The following is a 22,925-nucleotide window of genomic DNA, read 5'->3' as shown; positions in this document are numbered from 1 at the left end:
CGCGGGGCCGTTCGGGTGCGGCGGCCGGTCAGAACGTCTGGAGCGTGACCAGCGTGATGTGGCGGGCCTCGCCCGCGCCGGTCACCTCGATGCGCACCCGCTGACCGGGCCTGAGCAGGCGCAGACCGCCCGCGTCGAACGCGGGGGCGTCGAAGGGCACCGGGGTGCCGTCGTCGAGGAGCACGCTGCCGGTGCGGGTGTCGGAGTCGTACGTGTACGCGGTGGCCTGCATGGGGGAAGCGTACTCAGTCCGCCGCCGCGGCCCCCGGCCCTGGCGGTTCCCGGTCCCGCTGCTCCCGGGCCCCGGTTCCTCAGTCCGGGATGAGCAGCCCGGCCGCCGCCGCGGCCGTGTACGGGCCCACCCCGATGGCGAGCGCGGTGCGCAGGTCGTCGCCGGTGTCCACGTCCTGGCGCACGGAAGAGGCGGCACCCGCTTCGGCGGCCCCGAGTTCCCGCGCGCCGGAGTCCCGGTGGCGGGCGCGCGAGGCCCCGCCGAATTGTGGCCGCAATTCGGTTCCGGGAGCCGCGGTCAGCAAGGTCGTGCCGATTCCCGCGGCGTCCGGGAGAAAAGCCCGCGGGAAGTGCGCGGCGGCATCGAGGACCCGGGCCAATTCCGCGGGGCGCAGCGCGGGCAGATCGGCGTTGAGCGCGGCCACGGCCGCCCGGGGCCGCGTCGAACGCACCTGGAGCGCCGCATGGGCGAGGGCGGCGTTCAGGCCGTCCGCGGGGGTGTCGGGGACGACGCGGGCACCGAGCGCCGTCAGTTCGCGGCCCGCCCGCACGTCGTCCGTGACGACCACCACATCCCGCACGGACGGGCAGGCCACCGCCGCACCCACCGTGTCCTGCGCGAACGCCAGGGCGAGAGCGGGCCGCAAGCCGTCACCGGCGGCTGCCGCGAGTCGGCTCTTGGCCCGCTCCAGCGGCTTGAGCGGTATCACCAGGGTCCACTGCACACCGGGCTCCGTCCTTCGCGTCGGGCCCATTGTGACCTGCGGGAAGAAGGTGGCGGAGGCCTGGGGTGCGGGGGCCGGCGGCGGTGCCGGGTCCGGGCCCTCGGGCACGAGGGGGCGCGAAGGGGGTGGCGGTGGACGGGTGGGCGTACGGTGTTCTCGACAGGACGGCAGCCTGGGGCGACACTTGTGCGGCCGACCCGGCTCATGGAGGAAGGTGTCCGAGTGTCCCGCCGCAGAATCGGCTTCTGGTACCGCCTGGCGGCGGTCATCGCTAAACCGCCGCTGTTGGTTCTGATCAAGCGGGACTGGCGGGGAATGGAGCACATTCCGGCTGACGGCGGATTTATCACCGCCGTGAACCACAATTCGCATCTCGACCCGTTCGCGTACGCCCACTTTCAGTACAACACGGGGCGGGTACCGCGTTTCCTCGCCAAGCACGGGCTCTTCAAGAAGGGCTTCATCGGGGCGTTCATGCGGGGCACCGGGCAGATCCCGGTCTACCGCGAGACCACCAATGCGCTGAGCGCCTTCCGGGCCGCCATCGACGCGGTCGAGCGCGGTGAATGTGTGGCGTTCTACCCCGAGGGCACCCTGACCCGCGACCCGGACCTGTGGCCCATGACGGGCAAGACAGGGGTCGCGCGCGTCGCGCTCCAGACCAAGTGCCCGGTCGTCCCGGTCGCCCAGTGGGGCGCCAACCACGTGCTGCCGCCGTACGCGAAGAAGCCCGCGGTGCTGCCGCGCAAGACGCACCACGTGCTCGCGGGACCGCCCGTCGACCTGGAGCGCTTCTACGACAAGGAGATGACCCCGGACCTCCTGAAGGAGGCCACCGAGGCCATCATGGCCGCCGTCACCGAACTCCTCGCGGAGCTGCGCGGCGAGAAGGCCCCGCAGAAGCGTTACGACCCGCGGGAAGTCCGTCTCGCGCAGCGCCGCAGGGCCGCGGACCCCGGCGCCGCCGGCGGCCGTACGGAGCAAGGCAGTTCTGAGGAGAGCAAGTGACCCGAACCCTGAAGGCCGCCGTCTTCGGAACCGGCTCGTGGGGGACGGCCTTCGGCATGGTCCTGGCGGACGCCGGCTGCGACGTCACCCTGTGGGGCCGCCGCGCGGAGCTCGCCGACGCGGTCAACTCCACGCACACCAACCCGGACTATCTGCCGGGCGTCGAGCTGCCGCGCAACGTGCGCGCCACCACCGACGCGGCCGAGGCCGCGGACGCCGCCGACTTCACCGTGCTCGCCGTGCCCTCGCAGACGCTGCGCGCGGGCCTCGCCGCGTGGACGCCGCTGCTCGCCCCCGACACGGTGCTCGTCTCCCTGATGAAGGGCGTCGAGCTCGGCTCCGCGATGCGCATGAGCGAGGTCGTCGAGGACGTCACCAAGGCTCCCGCCGAGCGGATCGCCGTGGTCACGGGCCCGAACCTGGCGCGGGAGATCGCCGCCCGGCAGCCCGCCGCCTCCGTGGTCGCCTGCCGCGACGAGTCGGTCGCCGTACGCCTTCAGACGGCCTGCCACACCCCGTACTTCCGGCCCTACACCAACACCGACGTGGTCGGCTGCGAACTGGGCGGCGCCGTCAAGAACGTCATCGGGCTCGCCGTCGGCATCGCGGACGGCATGGGCCTCGGCGACAACACCAAGGGCTCACTGATCACCCGCGGCCTCGCCGAGACCACCCGGCTCGGCCTCGCGATGGGCGCGGACCCGCTGACCTTCGCCGGTCTCGCGGGCCTCGGCGACCTGGTCGCCACCTGTTCGTCGCCGCTCTCGCGGAACCACACCTTCGGCACCAACCTCGGCAAGGGCATGACCCTGGAGGAGACCATCGCGGTCACCCGCCAGACCGCCGAGGGCGTCAAGTCCTGCGAGTCCGTGCTCGATCTGGCCCGCAGGCACGGCGTCGACATGCCCATCACCGAGACGGTCGTCGGCATCGTGCACGAGGGCACCCCGCCGTTGGTGGCCCTCAAGGAGCTGATGTCGCGCAGCGCCAAGCCGGAACGGCGCTGAGCGCCCACGGACGCGCCCCGCACCGGCGGAGCGCGTCCGGCCCGCCGGTCACCGGCGGGCCGCGCCTGACCCGCTGGTCACCGGCTGCACACTGACGTCGCAGGGGCCACCGGGTACGCTCAACGCGATATGAGCAGCGAGAACCTCCCCCAGAGCCCTGAGCAGAGCACCGCGCGTCCCGGCACCGACCCGTCCGGGCAGCCCCGCAAGCCGCGGGTGGCCGTCGTGTTCGGCGGTCGCAGCTCGGAGCACGGCATCTCCGTCGTCACCGCCGGCGCCGTCCTGCGCGCCATCGACCGCAGCAAGTACGACGTGCTGCCCATCGGCATCACGACGGACGGGCGCTGGGCGCTGACGGCCGACGAGCCCGACCGCATGGCCATCGCCGACCGCAAGGTGCCGAGCGTGGCGGACCTCGCCGAGTCGGCCGAGGGCGGTGTCGTCCTGCCGGTCGACCCGGGCAACCGCGAAGTCGTCTACAGCGAGCCCGGCACCGTGCCCAAGGCGCTCGGCGAGGTCGACGTCGTCTTCCCGATGCTGCACGGCCCCTACGGCGAGGACGGCACCCTCCAGGGCCTCCTGGAACTGTCGGGCGTGCCCTACGTGGGCGCGGGCGTGCTCGCCTCGGCCGTCGGCCAGGACAAGGAGTACATGAAGCGGGTCTTCACCTCCTTCGGGCTGCCCGTCGGCCCGTACCTCGTGATCAGGCCGCGCGAGTGGCAGCGCGAGGAGAAGGAGGCCCGGCAGCGCGTCGCGGACTTCGCGGGCGAGCACGGCTGGCCGCTGTTCATCAAGCCCGCGCGCGCGGGCTCGTCGATCGGCATCACGAAGGTCGACTCCTTCGATGGCCTCGACGAGGCCATTGCCGAGGCACAGCGCCACGACCCGAAGATCATCGTCGAGGCGCTGCTCCGCGGCCGTGAGATCGAGTGCGGCGTCCTGGAGTTCGAGGACGGGCCGCGCGCGAGCGTGCCCGCCGAGATCCCGCCGGTGCAGGCCCACGACTACTACGACTTCGAGGCGAAGTACATCGACTCGACGCCCGGACTCGTGCCCGCCCCGCTCACCCCGGAGGAGACCGCGGAGGTGCAGCGGCTCGCGGTGGCCGCGTTCGACGCGGCGTCCTGTGAGGGCCTGGTGCGCGCGGACTTCTTCCTCACCGAGGACGGGCAGTTCGTCATCAACGAGATCAACACCATGCCGGGCTTCACACCGATCTCCATGTACCCGCAGATGTGGGAGAAGAGCGGCGTCGGCTACGCGGAACTCGTCGACCGCCTCATTCAGGCGGCGCTCTCCCGGTCCACCGGGCTGCGCTAGACGACGACCACTGGACGACGACGGGGGCCCGGAGGGGCGCGGGGCCCGCGCCCCTTACTGGGCGACGCCGAAGGGGATCGTCTTCTTGATGGGTGCGGCGAAGTCGGTGAGCGGGCCCAGGCCGTTCCCCGTCCGCTCCTTCGGCAGCGTCACCTCGACGTACGCCAGACGCAGCCCGGTGGTGAAGACGTACGACCCGTCGTCGCGCTTCTGCAGCAGCCAGGCGACGCCGTTCACCTTCACGCCGTCCGACTTGGCCACCTCCGGGTCGAGCATCTCCGGGGGCTGTTCGACACCGCAGCGCAGTATGATCGCCGGGTCTCCCCACCCGGCGGTCAGATCCGACTTCGGCGCGGGGTCGGAGCGATGGAGCCCGTCGACCTTCTCCGGGAGCTGTGCGTGCAGATCCCGGCAGAGCCCCGCGGCCTTCGCGGCCGGGGACGGAACCACCACCGAGGCCCTGTCGTCCGTTGATGAGCAGGCCGCTGTGGCGAGCAGGAGTGCGACAGCGGACATGCCGGTGGAGCAGCGGCGCCGGAGACGGGGGAAGTTCACCGGGCCAGGGTAGACGGGGGCTACAAGTGCACGACCGGGCAGGTCAGGGTTCTGGTGATGCCGTCCACCTGCTGGACCTTGGCGACCACCATGCGGCCGAGTTCGTCGACCGTGTCCGCCTGCGCGCGCACGATGACATCGTAGGGACCGGTCACGTCCTCGGCCTGGATCACTCCCGGGATCTTGCCGATCAGCTCGGCGACGGTCGACGCCTTGCCGACCTCGGTCTGGATCAGGATGTACGCCTGTACCACGGAACCTCCAGGGCGGCCACGAGGATCATGTGGGGAGAAGGGACGCCACGGTACCGCGTCGCCGCTCGCCACGGGGAGACCCGGGGGAGCTGTGGCGTGCACATCGCGGCGGACGGACAACAGAGGTTGACGGTCACGTCGACCGTACCGACGACAGGGACGGCTCGCGACCGCAAGCGGACCGCGGCAACCGTGGCAGAAGGAGCAGCACGCGCATGAAGGGCACCGTCGGCGAGTTGGGCGAGTTCGGGCTCATCAGGGAGCTCACCTCGCGGCTCACCTCCACTCCGGCCGTACGTCTCGGCCCCGGCGACGACGCCGCCGTCGTGGCCGCCCCGGACCGCAGGGTGGTGGCGAGCACCGACATCCTCCTGGAGGGCCGGCACTTCCGCCGCGACTGGTCGACGGCCTACGACGTCGGCCGCAAGGCCGCCGCGCAGAACCTCGCCGACATCGCGGCCATGGGCGCGGTGCCCACCGCCATCCTGCTCGGCCTCGTCGTGCCCGCGGAACTCCCCGCGAGCTGGCCCACCGAGCTGATGGACGGCCTGCGCGACGAGTGCCAGGTCGCGGGCGCGGCCGTCGTCGGCGGCGACGTCGTACGCGGCGACACGATCACCGTCTCCATCACCGCCCTCGGCGATCTGCGCAACCACGAGCCCGTCACGCGCGCGGGCGCCCAGCCCGGCGACGTCGTCGCCGTCACCGGCTGGCTCGGCTGGTCCGCCGCCGGGCACGCGGTCCTCTCCCGCGGCTTCCGCTCGCCGCGCGCCTTCGTGGAGGCCCACCGCAGGCCCGAGCCGCCCTACCACGCGGGCCCCGCCGCCGCCGGTCTCGGCGCGACCGCCATGACGGACGTCAGCGACGGCCTGATCGCCGACCTCGGGCACATCGCCGAGGCCAGCAAGGTGCGTATCGACATCCGCTCCGGCGACGTGGACGTGCCCTCGCAGATGAACGACATCGGGCAGGCCGTCGGCGTCGACCCGCTCCAGTGGGTGCTCAACGGCGGCGAGGACCACGCCATCGTGGCGACGTTCCCGCCGGACGTGAAGCTGCCCGCCCGCTGGAAGGTCATCGGCGAGATCCTCAACCCCTCCGCGCAGCCGCAGGTCACCGTGGACGGCGCCCCCTGGACCAGCAAGGGCTGGGACCACTTCGGCGAGAACGGGGGCGACGACGCGTGAGCCCGCGCAGCGCGCCCCCGAGGGTGCTCACCGTCGCCGGATCGGACTCCGGGGGCGGCGCCGGCATCCAGGCCGACCTGAAGACGATGCTCGCCCTCGGCACGCACGGGATGAGCGTCGTCACGGCGGTCACGGCGCAGAACTCCGTCGGCGTGCAGGGCGCTTGGGAGCTGCCGGTGGAGGCGGTGCGGGCGCAGTACCGCAGCGTCGTCGACGACATCGGCGTCTCCGCCGTCAAGACGGGCATGCTGGCCTCCGCCGAACTGGTCGAGGCGGTCGCGGACTTGCTCGCGGGCACCGACGCCCCCGCCGTCGTCGACCCGGTCGGCGTCTCCAAGCACGGCGACGCGCTGCTCGCCGCCTCCGCCCTGGACTGCGTGCGCACCAAGCTGCTCCCGGTCGCCACGATCGCCACCCCCAACCTCGACGAGGTCGAGCAACTGACGGGCGTGCGCGTCCGGTCGGAGGACGGCATGCGACGGGCCGCCGCGGCCGTCCTCGCGTACGGGCCCGCATGGGTCGTCATCAAGGGCGGGCACCTCACGGACGGCGTCGGCGCAGCCAAGGCGGTCGACCTGCTGACCGACGGCTCCGAGGAGCACTGGCTGCGCGCCCCGCGCCACGACAACCGCCACACGCACGGCACGGGCTGCACACTCGCCAGCGCGATCGCGGCGCAGCTCGCGAAGGGGCAGACCGTCCTGGAGGCCGTCACCGCCGCCAAGGCGTACGTCACCGGCGCGATCGCCGCCGGGTTCGCGCTCGGCGACGGGATCGGGCCCGTGGACCACGGCTGGGAGTTCCGGGACGGGGTGGGGGTTCCCTAGCCGGACGGTGCCGCCCCGGGGAGTCCGGGGCGGCCGCCCCGCGCTTCTCCGGGTACGTGAAAATGCCGGTCCACCCGAAGGTGGACCGGCATTCTCAGCAACCGGCTAGGTGGCCGCGCAGAAGCGTCAGCGCGAGACCTTGCCGGCCTTGATGCACGAGGTGCAGGCGTTGAGGCGCTTCGGCGTCCCGCCGACCACGGCACGCACGCGCTGGATGTTCGGGTTCCAGCGACGGGGCGTACGGCGGTGCGAGTGCGAGATGTTGTTGCCGAAGCCCGGCCCCTTGCCGCAGACGTCGCAGTTGGCAGCCACGGGTCACTCCAAAGACTTCAGATGCACTTACGGTTAAACCCGGCATGCCGGGATCAGTGCAATGATCGGAGTGGCGTTGCCAGGAGGAATGGCCCGATGAGTATCGGGCAACCGGAGCAGCATACAACGACTGCTTCGGTACAACGAAACTACCACGTCCGGCCCCCGCCCCGCCCCGGCCGTCCCTCTTGCCCGGGTCCGGCCCGGGTCTACGCTGCGTCTCATCCCGTGACGCACGACGGAGGCGTCCCGTGACGCACCGGTGACGCCCCGTGTTGCTCTTAGGAGGCGACCACTTGCCGCAGAACCTCGACGCTGTCGCAGCCCGCGCCTGGAGCGCTCTCGCTCTGGAAGCCCTGGGACAGGCCCGCGAGGAGATCGACGCGATCAACGTCTATCCGGTCGCGGACGCGGACACCGGCACCAATCTCTATCTGACGATGGAGTCGGCGGCCCGCGCGGTCGAAGCGGCCTTCACGGGCCTCGACCCGGCCAGACCGGCCCTCGCCGAGGTGGTGCGCGCGATGGCGCACGGGGCGCTGATCGGGGCCCGGGGCAACTCGGGGACGATTCTGGCGCAGCTGCTGCGGGGGATGGCGCAGGTGCTTCCGGAGGGCACGGCTGCGGGCACGGGCACGGCCTTGGCTACGGGCACGGCCACGGGCACGGCCGTGGCTGCTGATGCGGGTACCGGGGCCGGTAGGGGCACCGATCCCACCGATCCCACCGATCCCACTCCTTCTTCGGACGGTGACGCATGTCACGCCGACGGTGCCCGGCTCGCGCTGGCGCTCGTCCGTGCCGCCGAGGCCGCCTACCAGGCGGTGGCGCATCCCGTGGAGGGCACGGTCCTGACGGTCGCCAGGGCGGCGGCCGACGCGGCCCTCACCGCCTCCCGGGCCGCGCCACCCGACGGCGACTGCGCGACGGTAGCCCGCGCCGCGTACGAGGGCGCCTGCACGGCGCTGGACGCCACTCCCGGACAGCTCGCGGCGCTCGGCCGCGCGGGCGTCGTGGACGCCGGGGGACGCGGTCTCGTCGCCGTCCTGGGCGCACTGGTCGGCGCGCTGTCGGGGGAGACCGTGCGACCGCGGGCCGCGACGGGGCTCCACGCGCGCGTGGACGACGAGGGCGCGACAGAGTGCGCGACCCCCGGGGCGGAGGGTGGCGCCGCCGGACCCGCCTTCGAAGTGATCTACCTCCTGGAGGCCGACGACGCGGCCGTCGACCGGCTGCGGGCCCGGCTCGACCCGCTCGGCGACTCGCTCGTGGTCGTCGGCGGCGACGGCCTCTGGAACGTGCACGTGCACGTGGACGACGCGGGGGCGGCCGTCGAGGCGGGCGTCGAGGCGGGGCGGCCGCACCGCATCCGCATCACGCACTTCGGCGCGGGCGACGCCCACACCGCGCGGACACAGCCGCCCCGCGAGCGGGTCCAGCGCGGCATCGTGGCCGTCGTGCCGGGCGACGGCCTGGCGGCCCTGTACGCGGAGGCGGGGGCGACCACGGTGCCCGCGCGCGTGGGGGAGCCGCCCGCCAGCGGGGAGCTCGTGGAGGCGATCCGGCGCGCCCACGCGCGCGAGGTGGTGCTGCTGCCGAACGACGCGGAGCTGCGGCACACCGCGGCGGCCGCCGCGGAGCAGGCCCGCTCCGAGGGCGTGCGCGTCGCCCTGATCCCCACCCGCTCGGCGGTCCAGGGCATCGCGGCACTCGCCGTGCACGAACCGGACCGCCGCTTCGACGAGGACGTCGTCGCCATGACGTCGGCTGCCGGGGCGGCCCGCTACGCCGAACTGGTCGTCGCCGAACGGCAGTCGTGGACCACAGCGGGCATCTGCCAGGCCGGGGACGTGCTCGGCCTGATCGACGGCGACGTCGCGGTGATCGGCGGGGAGGTCGCGGGGACCGCCGCGGCCGTGCTCGACCGGATGCTGGCCGCGGGCGGCGAGATGGTCACCCTCGTGCTCGGGGACGCGGTCACCGACGGGGTGGCCGAACGCCTGGAGAAACACGTGCGCGACGGCCACCTGGCCGTGGACACGGTCCTGTACCGGGGCGGGCCGCAGTCGCCCCTGCTGCTCATCGGAGTGGAGTAGCCGGGCCCGGGCCCGCACCGGGTTCCGGGCGGCCCCGCGAGGAGATCTCCGGGGCATGCCCCGGAATGTCAGTGCCGTGGTGTGCAATGGATCTCGTGCACGCGCTCCAGGAACCCTTGAAGAACGCCCTCGGCCAGGCCACCGCGAAGGTGATGGCCGAGCACCTCGGCCTGCACACGGTCGGCGACCTCCTGCACCACTATCCGCGGAAGTACGCGGAGCGCGGCGAGCTGACCCGCCTCGCCGACCTCCCGCTGGACGAGCACGTCACGGTCGTCGCCCAGGTGGCGACCGCACGCGTCCTGCGCTTCAACGGCGGCAGCGGCCAGCGCCTGGAAGTCACGATCACGGACGGCAGCGGCCAGCTCCAGCTCGTCTTCTTCGGCCGCGGCATCCACAAGCCGCACAAGGACCTGCTGCCCGGCACCCGGGCGATGTTCGCGGGCAAGGTCGGTGTCTTCAACCGCAAGACGCAGCTCGCCCACCCGGCGTATCAACTGCTGCAAGGCGACGGCGAGGCCGGCTCGGCCGCCGAGGCAGTGGACTCCTGGGCCGGAGCCCTCATCCCGCTCTATCCGGCGACCGCCAAGCTGGAGTCCTGGAAGATCGCCAAGTCCGTCGACGCGGTCCTGCCCAGCGCCCAGGAGGCCCTGGACCCGCTGCCGCCGACGCTGCGCGAGGGCCGCGGCCTCATCCCGCTCCCCGAAGCGCTCCTGAAGATCCACCGCCCGCGGTCGAAGGCGGACATCGCCGCCGCCCGCGACCGGCTGAAGTGGGACGAGGCGTTCGTCCTCCAGATCGCCCTGGCCCGCCGCAGGTTCGCCGACGCCCAGCTCCCCGCGGTGGCCCGCAGGCCGTCCCCCGACGGCCTGCTCACCGCCTTCGACGCCAAGCTCCCCTTCGAGCTCACGGACGGCCAGCGCCGGGTCTCCAAGGAGATCTTCGACGACCTGGCCACCGAACACCCCATGCACCGCCTCCTCCAGGGAGAGGTCGGCTCGGGCAAGACAATGGTGGCCCTGCGCGCCATGCTCGCCGTCGTGGACGCCGGCGGCCAGGCCGCCATGCTCGCGCCCACGGAGGTCCTGGCCCAGCAGCACCACCGCTCGATCACGGAGATGATGGGCGAGCTCGCGGAGGGCGGCCTGCTCGGCGGCGCCGAGCACGGCACGAAGGTCACGCTGCTCACGGGCTCCATGGGCACGCCCGCCCGCCGTCAGGCCCTGCTCGACCTCGCCACCGGCGAAGCCGGAGTCGTCATCGGGACGCACGCGCTGATCGAGGACAAGGTGCAGTTCCACGACCTCGGCCTGGTCGTGGTCGACGAGCAGCACCGCTTCGGCGTCGAGCAGCGCGACGCCCTGCGCGGCAAGGGCAAGCAGCCGCCGCACCTCCTCGTCATGACGGCCACGCCCATTCCGCGCACGGTCGCGATGACGGTGTTCGGAGACCTGGAGACCTCCGTCCTCGACCAGCTCCCCGCGGGCCGCTCACCGATCTCCACCCACGTCGTCCCCGCCCAGGACAAGCCGCACTTCCTCGCCCGCGCGTGGGAGCGCGTGCGCGAGGAGGTGGAGAACGGCCACCAGGCGTACGTGGTCTGCCCCCGCATCGGCGACACGGACGACGAGACGGCGGAGCCCAAGAAGAAGAGCGGCAAGAAGAAGCCCGCCGACGCCGCTGAGGAGGGTGGTGACAAGCGTCCTCCGCTCGCCGTCCTCGACGTCGCCGACGAGCTGACCCACGGCCCCCTGCGGGGCCTGGAGGTCGAGGTTCTGCACGGCCGCATGCAGCCCGAGGACAAGGACGCGGTGATGCGCCGCTTCGCCGCCGGCGAGACCCACGTCCTGGTCGCCACGACCGTCATCGAGGTCGGCGTGAACGTACCGAACGCGACCGCCATGGTGATCATGGACGCGGACCGCTTCGGCGTCTCCCAGCTGCACCAGCTCCGCGGCCGCGTCGGCCGCGGCTCCGCGCCGGGACTGTGCCTGCTGGTCACCGACGCGCCGGAGGCGAGCCCCGCCCGCGCCCGGCTCGGCGCCGTGGCCGCGACCCTCGACGGATTCGAGCTCTCCCGCATCGACCTGGAGCAGCGCCGCGAGGGCGACGTGCTCGGCCAGGCCCAGTCCGGGGTGCGTTCCTCGCTGCGCATGCTGGCCGTCATCGACGACGAGGAGGTCATCGCCGCGGCCCGCGAGGAGGCGACCGCCGTGGTCTCCCGCGACCCCGACCTGGAGCACCTGCCGGAGCTGCGCACGGCCCTGGACGCCCTCCTCGACGCCGAGCGCGAGCAGTACCTCGACAAGGGGTGACATGGGGTGACGCGGCGATACGTCCTATCGTGAGAGCAAGGTCCACTCCGGGCCCCACCCGCAGCCGAAGGACGCAGAGACCCAGATGACCCGCGTGATCGCCGGCAAGGCCGGTGGCCGCCGCCTCGCCGTCCCGCCGGGGAACGGCACCCGGCCCACATCGGACCGCGCCCGCGAGGGCCTGTTCTCCACCTGGCAGGCGCTCCAGGGCACCCTCGACGGCGCCCGCGTCCTCGACCTGTACGCGGGCTCCGGCGCCGTCGGCCTCGAGGCCCTGTCCCGCGGCGCGGCGCACGCCCTCCTCGTGGAGGCCGACGCCCGCGCGGCCCGCACCATCCGCGAGAACATCAAGGCCCTCGGCCTGCCCGGCGCCGAGGCCCGCGCGGGCAAGGCCGCCCAGGTCGTCGCGGACACCGCCCCCGGCACCCCCTACGACCTGGTCTTCCTCGACCCGCCGTACGCGGTGGGCGACAACGATCTTCAGGAGATCCTGCTCACACTCCGCTCGGGAGGCTGGCTCACGGACGACGCCCTCGTCACCGTTGAACGCAGTACGAGGGGCGGGGAATTCGGCTGGCCGGACGGCTTCGAGGGACTGCGGTCCCGTCGCTACGGCGAAGGCACGTTTTGGTACGGTCGCGCCGCCTCTACGTGCGACGAACAAGAAATCGCGCCATGACCCGACCGGAGAGCGAGGGACTTCCGTTGCGCCGCGCCGTCTGTCCGGGGTCGTTCGACCCCATCACCAATGGACACCTCGACATCATCGCCCGCGCCTCCAAGCTCTACGACGTCGTGCACGTCGCGGTGATGATCAACAAGTCCAAGCAGGGCCTGTTCGGAGTCGACGAGCGGATCGAGCTGATCCGCCAGGTCACCGCCGAGTTCGGCAACGTGGAGGTCGAGTCCTTCCACGGCCTCCTCGTCGACTTCTGCAAGGAGCGTGACATCCCGGCCATCGTCAAGGGCCTGCGGGCGGTCAGCGACTTCGACTACGAACTGCAGATGGCGCAGATGAACAACGGTCTCTCCGGTGTGGAGACCCTGTTCGTGCCCACCAACCCCGCCTACAGCTTCCTGTCCTCCTCGCTGGTGAAGGAGGTCGCGGCCTGGGGTGGCGACATCGCGCACCTGGTTCCCCCCGTGGTGCTCGAAGCCCTCAACAAGCGCCTCGCCCAGGGCTGATCAAGGGCTACAGTCGTCCCGTCCGTCTCCCAACAAGCTGTAGAGAGTGGCGAGCCCGCGGTGGACGTGCAGAAGAAGATCGACGAGATCGTCGGTACGGTCGGCAGCGCCAAGTCCATGCCCATGTCCGCCTCGTGCGTGGTCAACCGCGCCGAGCTCCTGGCGATGCTCGAAGAGGTGCGCCAGGCCCTGCCGGGCTCGCTCGCGCAGGCCCAGGAGCTGATCGGCGGCCGTGCGCAGCTGGTCGAGCAGGCCCGCCAGGAGGCCGAGCGGATCATCGAGGGCGCGCACGCCGAACGCGGTTCGCTGATCTCCGACACGGAGGTCGCCCGCCGCTCCCAGTCGGAGGCCGACCGCATCCTCGCCGACGCGCGCAGGGAGGCCGAGGAGGTCCGCGCCGAGGCCGACGACTACGTGGACAGCAAGCTCGCCAACTTCGAGGTCGTCCTCACCAAGACGCTCGGCTCCGTCGGCCGCGGCCGCGAGAAGCTCCTCGGCACCGGCCCCGGACTCGACGAGCAGGGCTACGAGGACGACGACGCCCCCGAGCGCAGCCACGACCCGGAGACCCTGCGCCGCAACGCCGACGCCTACGTGGACGTGAAGCTCGGCGCCTTCGAGGCGGTGCTCGCCAAGACCCTGGAGGCCGTCGGCCGCGGCCGTCAGACCCTGCACGGCCGGGCTCCCGCCGACGAGCTGAGCGAACTCGGCGCGGCAGGCGCGGCGGAGCACACCTCGGACGCCGACTATCTGTCCGGCCTCGCCGAGACGCCCGAGCGCGCCGAGCGCCCGCCCCGGCAGCCCGCCGCGCCCCCGCCGGTCCCCGCCCAGGAGCCCTACGCGCCTTCGCCGCCGCAGCACGAGCCGGACCCGTACGCGTATCAGCAGGACCAGTACGGGACCGTCCCGGCCGCCCGGAGCGGCTACGACCAGGGCGGCGACCAGTACGGCGGCGGCCAGGACCCCTACGGCACGCAGGACCCGTACGCCTACCAGCAGCCGTACGGCCAGCAGGATCCGTACGCGTACCAGCAGGACCCCTACGGGTACCAGCAGCAGGGCTACGACCCGAACGAGCAGCAGGGCTTCGACCCGCACCAGCAGCAGGGCTATGCCCCGCAGCCCCCGCAGCCCCAGCAGACCGACGGCCGGGCGCAGCAGGACTACGGCAGACAGAGCCCCGCCCCGGCCGTGCTCGACGAGACCAGCCTCTTCGACACCACCATGATCAGCGCGGAGCAGCTGCGCCAGTACGAGCAGGGCCGCTAGGGCCCGCGGGCGCCGCGGCGCCGGGGCCCACCGGTGCGGAGCCCCGGCCGATTGGGCCGAAAGCGAATGGTCCAGTATCCTGGCTCTTCGGTCGCGCGTATGTCCGCGATCCGGGCTGCCCGCTCAAGCCGCGTCTGCGCGGCGTCGGCACGGTGGCCGCCTTGCCCCACTCCCAGGATTCGAAAGCAGGAAAACCCCTGAGCACGCGCCTCGACCACCGCAACCCACTTGTGTTCGACACACACGAGCTGGGTCGGCGTCCTGGTGCCATGCAGCGGGTGACCCGCACCATCGACGCCCCCGGTTCGCCGGCTCCGTTCGGCGTCGAAGGGGTCATCGGTGTGCCGGACGGCGCACCGGTGGAGCTGGAGATCCGCCTGGAGTCGGTCATGGAAGGGGTGCTTGTCACAGGCACCGCCCGTGCATCGGCCAAGGGGGAGTGCGTAAGGTGTCTGGAGCCGCTGGAGCTCGCGCTCGAAGCGGACTTCCAGGAGATGTTCTCGTACCCTGACGCCGACGACCGGGGCCGCATCGCGGAACCGGCCGACGACGCCGAGGACGACGAGGACAGGCTCTTCCTCGAGGACGGCCTGTTCGACCTCGAACCCGTGCTGCGGGACGCGGTGGTGCTCGCACTGCCGATGCAGCCGGTGTGCCAGGAAGACTGTCAGGGCCTGTGCTCCGAGTGCGGAGTACGGCTCACGGACGACCCGGACCACCACCATGACGCCGTCGACATCCGTTGGGCGGCACTGCAGGGACTCGCTGACTCCATCCAGGACGGCGAGAAGGACGAGATGAGCGGCGCTGAACCGAGCGTCGACGAGAAGCAGGAGAAGTAGCCGTGGCTGTTCCGAAGCGGAAGATGTCGCGCAGCAACACGCGCCACCGCCGGTCGCAGTGGAAGGCTGCGGTCCCCACCCTGGTTTCGTGTGAGCGTTGCCAGGAGCCCAAGCTGCAGCACATCGCGTGCCCCGCTTGTGGCACCTACAACAAGCGCCAGGTCCTCGAGGTCTGAGCGGCTGGTGAGAGGCGCTGTGTCTAGCCCAAAGAAGGCGGATGACGCCAAGATGCAGGCAGACAGCAACAACGCAGCCTCGTCCCACACGCTTCTGGAAGGGCGGCTCGGGTATCAGCTCGAGTCCGCCCTTCTGGTGCGTGCGCTCACCCACCGTTCGTACGCGTACGAGAACGGCGGCCTGCCCACGAACGAGCGCCTGGAGTTCCTCGGGGACTCCGTGCTCGGCCTCGTGGTCACGGACACGCTGTACCGCACCCACCCCGACCTGCCCGAAGGCCAGCTGGCCAAGTTGCGGGCCGCGGTGGTCAACTCGCGTGCGCTTGCGGAGGTGGGCCGCGGGCTCGACCTCGGCTCCTTCATCCGGCTCGGCCGGGGCGAAGAGGGCACGGGCGGCCGGGACAAGGCGTCCATCCTCGCCGACACCCTGGAAGCGGTGATCGGCGCGGTCTATCTGGACCGGGGTCTGGAAGCGGCGAGCGAGCTGGTGCACCGGCTCTTCGACCCGCTCATCGAGAAGTCCTCGAACCTCGGCGCGGGCCTGGACTGGAAGACCAGCCTCCAGGAGCTCACCGCGACGGAGAGCCTCGGCGTGCCCGAGTATCGCGTCACGGAGAGCGGCCCGGACCACGAGAAGACCTTTACTGCTGCCGCCCGCGTCGGAGGCGTCTCGTACGGCACCGGCACCGGCCGCAGCAAGAAGGAAGCGGAGCAGCAGGCCGCGGAGTCCGCGTGGCGCGCCATCAGCGCGGCGGCGGACGAGCGGGCCAAGGCGGCGGATGCCGCCGACGCGGGCACGTCGGCCGCCTCCGACACCCCGCCCGCCTGAGCGGAGCGGTACGCATCAGCGGGCGCCCGCCCGCGGCCGTGCACCGCCCGCGGCCGTGCACCGGCCGCGGGCGGGCGCCCGGTGTGCGAGGCAGGCCCGCCGCGAGGCCGGAAACCGCGCGCTACGCTGCCCGTGCACCGCCGTCCCGCACCGCGCACCCCGCACCCGTCCGGAGGACCCCCGTGCCCGAACTGCCCGAGGTCGAGGTCGTCCGCCGCGGGCTCGCCCGCTGGGTCGGTGGCCGGACCGTCGCCGATGTCGAGGTCCTGCACCCGCGGGCGATCCGCCGCCATCTCGCGGGCGCCGACGACTTCGCGCACCGGCTCAAGGGGCACCGTATGGGCGCGCCGATGCGGCGCGGCAAGTACCTGTGGCTGCCGGTGGCCGACAGCGGCATGTCCGTCCTCGCCCATCTGGGCATGAGCGGCCAGCTCCTGGTCAAGTCCGAACAGGCCCCGGACGAGAAGCACTTGCGGATCCGGGTGCGCTTCACGGACCACGAGGACCACGAGGACCACGTGGCCCAGGCCGGTCACCTGGGTGACGGCGACGGCGAAGGCGCCGACGAGGCGCGCGGCACCGAGCTGCGGTTCGTGGACCAGCGGACCTTCGGCGGGCTCTCCCTGCACGAGAACACCCCGGACGGTCTGCCCGATGTCATCGCGCACATCGCCCGCGACCCGCTGGACCCGCTCTTCGACGACGAGGCGTTCCATCAGGCCCTGCGCCGCAGCCGCAGCACCATCAAGCGCGCCCTGCTGAACCAGTCCCTGATCAGCGGTGTCGGCAACATCTACGCCGACGAGGCCCTGTGGCGGGCGCGGCTGCACTACGAACGCCCGACGGCCACCTTCACCCGGCCGCGCACGGCGCAACTCCTCGGCCACGTACGGGACGTGATGAACGCCGCCCTCGCCGTCGGCGGCACCAGCTTCGACAGCCTCTACGTCAACGTGAACGGCGAGTCGGGCTACTTCGAGCGGTCCCTCGACGCGTACGGACGCGAGGACGAGCCCTGCCGGCGCTGCGGCACGCCCATGCGGCGGCGGCCGTGGATGAACCGCTCCAGCTACTTCTGCCCGCGCTGTCAGCGCCCGCCGAGGCTGTCGTAGCGCTGCTGCGAGGCCGCCACGTCGTCCTGGTGGCCCTCCACGAAACGGATCAGTGACAGCAGGCGCTCGGCGACCTCCTGCCCCAGCGGGGTGAGCCGGTAGTCCACGCGCGGCGGGTTCGTCGGCTGTGCGTCCCGGTGCACGAGACCGTCGCGCTCCAGCGCGTGCAGCGTCTGCGACAGCATCTTCTCGCTCACGCCGTCGACCCGGCGGCGCAGTTCGTTGAACCGGAACGAACTGTGCTGCAACGCGCTGAGCGTCAGCGCACCCCAGCGGCCCGTGACGTGCTCCAGCGTGGTCCGCGACGGGCAGTTCCGCGCGAACACGTTGTACGCCAGGTCCGGACAGTCCGAGTCGGATGCGTCGGATGTGTCGGATGTGTCGGAGGCGTCGGGTGTGTCGAGTGCGCCGGAGGCGTCGTCTGTGCGGGCGAGGGAGTCCATACAGCAAGGCTACTCCTCCACAGCGCTATCCAATGGGTTGCGCTAACCAAAAGTTAGTGCTTTCCTTTCGGGAGTCGGCCGGTCCGTCCGCCGCCCCGCCGTACGCGTTCCCGTCCCGCCGTACGCGGTCCCGATCTCCCTCCACCAAGGAGCACCCACCCATGACCAGCCCCGTCGTCGCCATCGCCTACCACTCCGGATTCGGCCACACCGCCGTCGTCGCGGAGGCCGTCCGCTCCGGTGCCGAGGAAGCCGGTGCCGACACGCACCTGATCAAGGTCGACGAGATCACCGAGGCCGAGTGGGAGCTCCTGGACGCGGCGGACGCCATCGTCTTCGGCTCGCCCACCTACATGGGCACGGCCTCGGGTGCCTTCCACGTCTTCGCGGAGGCCTCGTCGAAGCGCTGGGCCACCCGCGCCTGGCAGGACAAGCTCGCCGCGGGCTTCACCAACTCCGCGTCCAAGAGCGGTGACAAGCTGCACACCCTCCAGTACTTCCAGACGCTCGCCGCGCAGCAGGGCATGCACTGGGTCAACCTGGGTCTGCTGCCCGGCTGGAACTCCTCCGAGGCCTCCGAGAACGACCTCAACCGCCTCGGCTTCTTCGCCGGAGCCGCCGCCCAGACCAACGCCGACCAGGGCCCGGAGGCCGTGCACAAGGCGGACATCGCCACGGCCGAGCACCTCGGGCGCAGGGTCACCGAGACCGCGCGCGTCGTCGCCGCGGGCCGCGCGGCGATCGCCGCCGCCTGAGCCGAGGGTTCGGAAGCCGAACTGACCGGAGGGTTCGCAAGTCGAACTGACCGGAGGGTTCGCAAGCCGAACTGAGCCGAGGGCTCAGAAGCCGAAGTCCTGCGTCCACCAGGGCCCGCCCGGCGCGAAGTGCGCGCCGACGCCCATGGTCCTGTAGTCGCAGTTCAGGATGTTCGCGCGGTGTCCGGGGCTGGCCATCCAAGCGGCCATCACGGACGGCGCGTCGACCTGGCCGCGGGCGATGTTCTCGCCGCCGAGGTCCGCGATGCCGGCCTTCTCGGCGCGGTCCCACGGGGTCGCGCCGTCGGGGTCGGTGTGCGCGAAGAAGTCCCGGGTCGCCATGTCGGCGCTGAAGGCACCGGCGAGGTCGGCGAGGGCGATGTCGGAGCGCACCGGGCGGCAGCCCGCCTCGGCCCGCTCCTGGTTGACCAGCGCGAGCACCTCGGCCTCGGCCGCGATCTCACCGGTCGTCGGCTTCGCGGCCGCCGGCGGCGGCTTCGGCGCCCCGGTCCGCGGGCGCTCAGGGCCGGGGGTCCGGCGCGCCTCGTCCTCGCGGTCGCCGTTGTCCCCCGCCTTGTTCTTGTCCTTGTCCTTGCCGTTCGCCCCGCTCCCGTCGCTTCCCTTGTCGCGGGTGTCGCCGGAGTCCTCGGAGCCGGTGTCCGCCGGGGGCTTCGGCTGCGACGGGGCGGACGGGGACGCCTTGCCGGACGGCTTCGCGGAGGGCCCGGCAGCGGACTTCGACGGCGCCGGCGCGTCGGTGCTTCCGCCGCCGCGGCTCGGCGTGGGCTCCCCGCGCTCCGCCGAGCCGCCGTTTCCGCCCTGTGCGTCGAGGCCGGAAGGGGAACTCGCGGACCGGACGGCGCCCGGGTCCTCCCCACCGCCCAGCGAATACGTGCCACCGCCCGGCACCAGGCCGGACGCGACCGCGACGGCTCCCATCGCGACGGCCGCGGAGACCCCGAGCAGACCCGTGCGCACCGGCTTCGACGTCCGGCGGCCGCGCCGGTGCGACGCCGTGCGGCGACCGCCATCGGCGCGGTAGACGATGTCGTACGACGTGCCCGACGGCGTGCCCGACGCGCCCGTGGTGCCTGCGGAGGGCCCACCGGTGGCGTGGTCGTCGGGCGTGGTGAGCGGCGCGGTGCGAGCGGCGCGGCCGGTGGCGGCGCGGTCGGCGCCGCTGCGTCGGTGGCGTCCCATCTCGTGGGCCTTTCGTCCTGACGCCCGGTGTCGGCCCCGGCGTCGTCGTGACGGTCGACGTGACTCACCCATACGGGTGAGGCTCGTCGAGTCGCGACTGTACGCGATGGCGCAAGGGGGCGAAGTGCTCCCCGGGCAATCGGCCCGTTAGCGTGCACCTCATGAACGAAGAAGTCCGCCTCGTCGCCTGGGTGCGCGGCCGCGTGCAAGGCGTGGGATTCCGCTGGTTCACCCGGGCCAGGGCACTGGAGATCGGCGGCCTGTGTGGCTTTGCTCTCAATCTCGACGACGGCCGCGTCCAAGTGGTCGCCGAAGGTTCACGCAGCGGCTGCCAGGAACTCCTCGACTGGCTGCACGGCAGCGACACACCCGGCCGTGTCGACGGTGTGACTGAGATCTGGGACACGCCCCGCGGCGGCTACGAGTCCTTCGCCATCCGCTGACCCCGCCCCCTCACCGAGCCCCCGACGGATGGGGCGGCGGCGGCCCCGCGGGGCAGGAAAGGCCTGGTGGTTGCCAAGAAGCGGTTGCCGTGGCAGGCTCCGCGAGTAAGGATGATCTCGCCGCCCCCAGGGTCCCGAAGCCGAGGCAGCGCCGCAGGTTCCACCGCCGCGCGCCGCCGGGTCGCCCGTCAATACGGGGCGTGATCGTGTTGACCGTCAAACTTTTTGGTGAGACTCTGGAAGCCCCGCGCACCTTAGCTGTTTGGCATGTGAGAACGGCCAAGTAACACCCAGCAAGAACAGAAGAGTGCCAAGCACCGCGGGTGCGATTCCCTCACGACCCACACCGATTCGGTCGGTCACTCAGTGTGGAGGACCACTCATCATGGCAAAGGCGCTTCTCGGTTACGTCGGCGGCAGCGACCCGCGACTCCTCGCCGAGATGCGACGGCTCCAGCAGCGCGTCCAGGACCTGGAATCCGAGCTCGGCAGGATCCAGGCGGAGAACGACGCGCTGGCGGCTGCCGCTTCTCACGACGCGCTCCTGGAGAGCATCGACGTACCCCAGGCGGAGCCTGCGCTCACCTGACCCACGCCACCCCGAACCCGGCGCCACGGATGTCCATGACCGCACAGTCAGGATGTTCGTGACAAGCCGCTGAAACAGAGAGATCTGCTTGATCTAATAGATCTGAGAGATCCGCAAGGGACGCTTCGGCGTCCCTTCTTTCTTTCCCTCCCTGGCCGTGCAAGGGCTTACACCTGATGTGCCCTGCACCTTCCGCCGTGAAACTGCCCGCACGTTCCTCGGTGAACTACCGGCGAAAGGTAGAGTCACGCGGCGTGCACCTCAAGGCCCTGACACTGCGTGGTTTCAAGTCTTTCGCGTCGGCGACGACGCTGAAGTTCGAGCCGGGCATCACCTGCGTCGTCGGACCGAACGGATCCGGCAAGTCCAACGTCGTGGACGCGCTGAGCTGGGTCATGGGTGAACAGGGCGCGAAATCGCTGCGCGGCGGCAAGATGGAGGACGTCATCTTCGCCGGGACGACCGGCAGGCCGCCGCTCGGCCGCGCCGAGGTCTCCCTCACCATCGACAACTCCGACGGCGCCCTGCCGATCGAGTACGCCGAGGTCACCATCACGCGGATCATGTTCCGCAACGGCGGCAGCGAGTACCAGATCAATGGTGATACGTGTCGCCTGCTCGATATCCAGGAACTCCTCTCCGACTCCGGCATCGGCCGCGAGATGCACGTCATCGTCGGCCAGGGCCAGCTCGACTCCGTCCTGCACGCCGATCCCATGGGCCGCCGCGCCTTCATCGAGGAGGCCGCGGGCGTCCTCAAGCACCGCAAGCGCAAGGAGAAGGCGCTGCGGAAGCTGGACGCGATGCAGGCCAACCTCGCGCGCGTCCAGGACCTCACCGACGAGCTGCGGCGCCAGCTCAAGCCGCTCGGCCGCCAGGCCGCCGTGGCCCGGCGTGCCGCCGTCATCCAGGCCGACCTGCGCGACGCCCGGCTGCGGCTGCTCGCCGACGACCTCGTACGGATGCGTCAGGCCCTGACCGCGGAGGTCGCCGACGAGGCCGCGCTCAAGGCCCGCAAGGACGCCGCCGAGGCCGAGCTGAAGACGGCGCTCCAGCGCGAGGCGGCCCTGGAGGACGAGGTGCGCCGGCTCAGTCCGCGCCTGCAGCGGGCCCAGCAGACCTGGTACGAGCTCTCACAGCTCGCCGAGCGTGTGCGCGGCACCGTCTCGCTCGCGGACGCCCGCGTCACCAGCGCCCGCTCCGCTCCCGCCGACGAGCGGCGCGGACGCGACCCCGAGGACATGGAGCGCGAGGCCGCGCGCGTCCGCGAGCAGGAGGCCGAGCTCGAAGCCGCCCTCGAAGCGGCCCAGCACGCCCTCGACGACACCGTCGCCCACCGCGCCGACCTCGAACGCGAGCTCGCCGCGGAGGAGCGCCGCCTGAAGGACGCGGCGCGGGCCATCGCCGACCGGCGCGAAGGCCTCGCACGGCTCGGCGGGCAGGTCAACGCGGCCCGCTCCCGGGCCGCGTCCGCGCAGGCCGAGATCGACCGCCTCGCCCTGGCCAGGGACGAGGCCCAGGAGCGCGCGGTCACGGCGCAGGAGCAGTACGAACGGCTCAAGACGGAGGTCGACGGGCTCGACGCGGGCGACGCCGAGCTGGGGGAGCGGCACGAGGAGGCCCGCCGCGGGCTCGTCGACGCCGAGGCGGAGCTGACCGCGGCCCGGGAGGCGGCCACCGCGGCCGAGCGGAAGCGGGCCGCCGTGGCCGCCCGGCACGACGCCCTCGCCCTCGGACTGCGCCGCAAGGACGGCTCCGGCGCGCTGCTCGCCGCCAGGGACCGGCTCACCGGGCTGCTCGGACCCGCCGCCGAGCTGCTCTCCGTGGCGCCGGGCTTCGAAGTTCCGGTCGCGGCGGCGTTCGGCGCCGCCGCGGACGCCGTCGCCGTCACGACGCCCGCCTCGGCAGCAGAAGCGATCCGCCTGCTGCGCAAGCAGGACGGGGGCCGTGCCGCGCTGTTGCTGGCGGGGGCGCCCGACGCGGGGTGGGGTGCCGCGGTGCCCCCCGCCTCGGGGGCGCGAGGGGGTGCGCTCGGCGGGCGGCGCGACGGTTCTGGCGCGATGCCGGATGCCGCCTTCGACGGCTTGACTGGGGAGGGGCCCCCGGCGGACGCTCCTGCCGGTGCTGCCGGTGCTGCCGGTGCTGCCGGTGCTGCCGGTGCTGCCGGTGCTGCCGGTGCTGCCGGTGCTGCCGGTGCTGCCGGTGCTGCCGGTGCTGCCGGTGCTGCCGGTGCTGCCGGTGCTGC

At 72.3% G+C, this 22,925-nt stretch carries 25 protein-coding genes; 18 read left to right on the top strand and 7 right to left on the bottom strand.

Features of this window, described 5'->3' with window-relative positions; translation table 11 throughout:
• Positions 1–28 precede the first annotated feature (28 nt).
• Positions 29–232 carry a hypothetical protein gene (locus GPA10_RS43085; RefSeq protein WP_058847487.1) on the bottom strand — a complete coding sequence of 68 codons (204 nt, stop codon included), beginning with the start codon at positions 230–232 and terminating at the stop codon, positions 29–31.
• 79 nt (positions 233–311) lie between these two features.
• Positions 312–956, bottom strand: a complete 645-nt coding sequence (cofC, locus tag GPA10_RS35790) for a 2-phospho-L-lactate guanylyltransferase (RefSeq protein ID WP_343041692.1) — start codon at positions 954–956, stop codon at positions 312–314.
• Positions 957–1,178: 222 nt separating this feature from the next.
• Between cofC and GPA10_RS35785 the strand changes: the two genes are divergently transcribed.
• The 3 genes from GPA10_RS35785 to GPA10_RS35775 all read left to right on the top strand — a co-directional run bounded on the left by GPA10_RS35785 (position 1,179) and on the right by GPA10_RS35775 (position 4,291).
• Entirely contained in the window at positions 1,179–1,964 is a 786-nt protein-coding gene (locus tag GPA10_RS35785; RefSeq protein WP_343041691.1) for a lysophospholipid acyltransferase family protein, read from the top strand.
• Positions 1,961–2,971 carry an NAD(P)H-dependent glycerol-3-phosphate dehydrogenase gene (locus tag GPA10_RS35780; RefSeq protein WP_343041690.1) on the top strand — a complete coding sequence of 337 codons (1,011 nt, stop codon included), beginning with the start codon at positions 1,961–1,963 and terminating at the stop codon, positions 2,969–2,971. Before GPA10_RS35785 ends, GPA10_RS35780 begins: the two co-directional genes overlap by 4 nt.
• A 129-nt stretch (positions 2,972–3,100) precedes the next feature.
• The gene (locus GPA10_RS35775; protein WP_058847483.1) at positions 3,101–4,291 is read left to right on the top strand and encodes a D-alanine--D-alanine ligase family protein; all 1,191 of its coding nucleotides are present in this window, start codon (positions 3,101–3,103) and stop codon (positions 4,289–4,291) included.
• Between the two features lie 54 nt (positions 4,292–4,345).
• On the opposite strand, the gene GPA10_RS35770 is transcribed toward GPA10_RS35775, so the two are convergent.
• Both GPA10_RS35770 and GPA10_RS35765 read right to left on the bottom strand, forming a co-directional pair.
• On the bottom strand, positions 4,346–4,846 hold the full coding sequence (locus GPA10_RS35770) for a DUF3515 domain-containing protein (protein WP_425505877.1): 501 nt from the start codon (positions 4,844–4,846) through the stop codon (positions 4,346–4,348).
• 20 nt (positions 4,847–4,866) lie between these two features.
• The gene (locus tag GPA10_RS35765) at positions 4,867–5,100 is read right to left on the bottom strand and encodes an Lrp/AsnC family transcriptional regulator (RefSeq protein ID WP_016642988.1); all 234 of its coding nucleotides are present in this window, start codon (positions 5,098–5,100) and stop codon (positions 4,867–4,869) included.
• 215 nt (positions 5,101–5,315) lie between these two features.
• Between GPA10_RS35765 and GPA10_RS35760 the strand changes: the two genes are divergently transcribed.
• Both GPA10_RS35760 and thiD read left to right on the top strand, forming a co-directional pair.
• The gene (locus tag GPA10_RS35760) at positions 5,316–6,287 is read left to right on the top strand and encodes a thiamine-phosphate kinase (RefSeq protein WP_058847481.1); all 972 of its coding nucleotides are present in this window, start codon (positions 5,316–5,318) and stop codon (positions 6,285–6,287) included.
• Positions 6,284–7,114: a bifunctional hydroxymethylpyrimidine kinase/phosphomethylpyrimidine kinase gene (gene thiD / locus GPA10_RS35755; protein ID WP_343041689.1), complete on the top strand. Its 831-nt coding sequence runs from the start codon at positions 6,284–6,286 to the stop codon at positions 7,112–7,114. The genes GPA10_RS35760 and thiD overlap by 4 nt, the downstream gene beginning before the upstream one ends.
• A gap of 126 nt (positions 7,115–7,240) precedes the next feature.
• Here the strand turns inward: thiD and rpmB are convergent, their stop codons facing one another.
• Entirely contained in the window at positions 7,241–7,426 is a 186-nt protein-coding gene (gene rpmB, locus GPA10_RS35750) for a 50S ribosomal protein L28 (RefSeq protein WP_030195073.1), read from the bottom strand.
• A 296-nt stretch (positions 7,427–7,722) separates the two neighbouring features.
• Between rpmB and GPA10_RS35745 the strand changes: the two genes are divergently transcribed.
• The 9 genes from GPA10_RS35745 (at position 7,723) to mutM (ending at position 17,250) form a co-directional block, all read left to right on the top strand.
• Complete coding sequence (locus GPA10_RS35745) at positions 7,723–9,522, top strand: DAK2 domain-containing protein (RefSeq protein WP_157169067.1); 1,800 nt, start codon at positions 7,723–7,725, stop codon at positions 9,520–9,522.
• A gap of 86 nt (positions 9,523–9,608) precedes the next feature.
• Entirely contained in the window at positions 9,609–11,837 is a 2,229-nt protein-coding gene (gene recG, locus GPA10_RS35740) for an ATP-dependent DNA helicase RecG (RefSeq protein WP_157169066.1), read from the top strand.
• A gap of 85 nt (positions 11,838–11,922) precedes the next feature.
• Positions 11,923–12,516, top strand: coding sequence for a 16S rRNA (guanine(966)-N(2))-methyltransferase RsmD (rsmD, locus tag GPA10_RS35735; protein WP_058847477.1), 594 nt, complete (start codon positions 11,923–11,925; stop codon positions 12,514–12,516).
• Between the two features lie 26 nt (positions 12,517–12,542).
• Positions 12,543–13,022 (top strand): pantetheine-phosphate adenylyltransferase, encoded by a 480-nt coding sequence (gene coaD, locus GPA10_RS35730; RefSeq protein ID WP_058847476.1) that lies wholly within the window; start codon positions 12,543–12,545, stop codon positions 13,020–13,022.
• Between the two features lie 60 nt (positions 13,023–13,082).
• A complete protein-coding gene (locus tag GPA10_RS35725) occupies positions 13,083–14,291 on the top strand; it encodes a F0F1 ATP synthase subunit B (protein ID WP_343041688.1) in 1,209 nt (402 codons plus the stop codon).
• Between the two features lie 197 nt (positions 14,292–14,488).
• On the top strand, positions 14,489–15,133 hold the full coding sequence (locus tag GPA10_RS35720) for a YceD family protein (RefSeq protein WP_157169093.1): 645 nt from the start codon (positions 14,489–14,491) through the stop codon (positions 15,131–15,133).
• Positions 15,134–15,135: 2 nt separating this feature from the next.
• Complete coding sequence (gene rpmF, locus GPA10_RS35715; protein ID WP_030361955.1) at positions 15,136–15,309, top strand: 50S ribosomal protein L32; 174 nt, start codon at positions 15,136–15,138, stop codon at positions 15,307–15,309.
• Between the two features lie 7 nt (positions 15,310–15,316).
• Complete coding sequence (rnc, locus tag GPA10_RS35710; RefSeq protein WP_343041687.1) at positions 15,317–16,138, top strand: ribonuclease III; 822 nt, start codon at positions 15,317–15,319, stop codon at positions 16,136–16,138.
• Between the two features lie 182 nt (positions 16,139–16,320).
• Positions 16,321–17,250, top strand: a complete 930-nt coding sequence (gene mutM, locus GPA10_RS35705) for a bifunctional DNA-formamidopyrimidine glycosylase/DNA-(apurinic or apyrimidinic site) lyase (protein WP_343041686.1) — start codon at positions 16,321–16,323, stop codon at positions 17,248–17,250.
• Here mutM and GPA10_RS35700 read toward each other — a convergent pair.
• Positions 17,226–17,693: a winged helix-turn-helix transcriptional regulator gene (locus GPA10_RS35700; protein ID WP_157169064.1), complete on the bottom strand. Its 468-nt coding sequence runs from the start codon at positions 17,691–17,693 to the stop codon at positions 17,226–17,228. The two genes, mutM and GPA10_RS35700, sit on opposite strands and share 25 nt — an antisense overlap.
• A gap of 161 nt (positions 17,694–17,854) precedes the next feature.
• On the opposite strand from GPA10_RS35700, the gene GPA10_RS35695 reads away from it, so the two are divergent.
• The gene (locus GPA10_RS35695; protein WP_058847472.1) at positions 17,855–18,448 is read left to right on the top strand and encodes a flavodoxin family protein; all 594 of its coding nucleotides are present in this window, start codon (positions 17,855–17,857) and stop codon (positions 18,446–18,448) included.
• 84 nt (positions 18,449–18,532) lie between these two features.
• Here the strand turns inward: GPA10_RS35695 and GPA10_RS35690 are convergent, their stop codons facing one another.
• Positions 18,533–19,648, bottom strand: a complete 1,116-nt coding sequence (locus GPA10_RS35690; protein WP_157169063.1) for a CAP domain-containing protein — start codon at positions 19,646–19,648, stop codon at positions 18,533–18,535.
• 161 nt (positions 19,649–19,809) lie between these two features.
• Here GPA10_RS35690 and GPA10_RS35685 point away from each other — a divergent pair, with 161 nt between their 5' ends.
• From GPA10_RS35685 to GPA10_RS43080, 3 genes are all read left to right on the top strand, one after another.
• Complete coding sequence (locus GPA10_RS35685) at positions 19,810–20,091, top strand: acylphosphatase (RefSeq protein ID WP_157169062.1); 282 nt, start codon at positions 19,810–19,812, stop codon at positions 20,089–20,091.
• A 385-nt stretch (positions 20,092–20,476) separates the two neighbouring features.
• The gene (locus tag GPA10_RS35675; RefSeq protein WP_058847470.1) at positions 20,477–20,680 is read left to right on the top strand and encodes a hypothetical protein; all 204 of its coding nucleotides are present in this window, start codon (positions 20,477–20,479) and stop codon (positions 20,678–20,680) included.
• A gap of 254 nt (positions 20,681–20,934) precedes the next feature.
• The coding region (locus GPA10_RS43080) for a chromosome segregation SMC family protein (RefSeq protein ID WP_343041685.1) at positions 20,935–22,925 on the top strand (1,991 nt) is incomplete at its 3' end.

It is taken from the genome of Streptomyces typhae, assembly GCF_009755605.1.
Taxonomy (GTDB): domain Bacteria; phylum Actinomycetota; class Actinomycetes; order Streptomycetales; family Streptomycetaceae; genus Streptomyces; species Streptomyces typhae.
The sequence above is the reverse complement of the archived record's forward strand: the minus strand, read 5'-3'. Positions and strand labels throughout refer to the sequence as shown.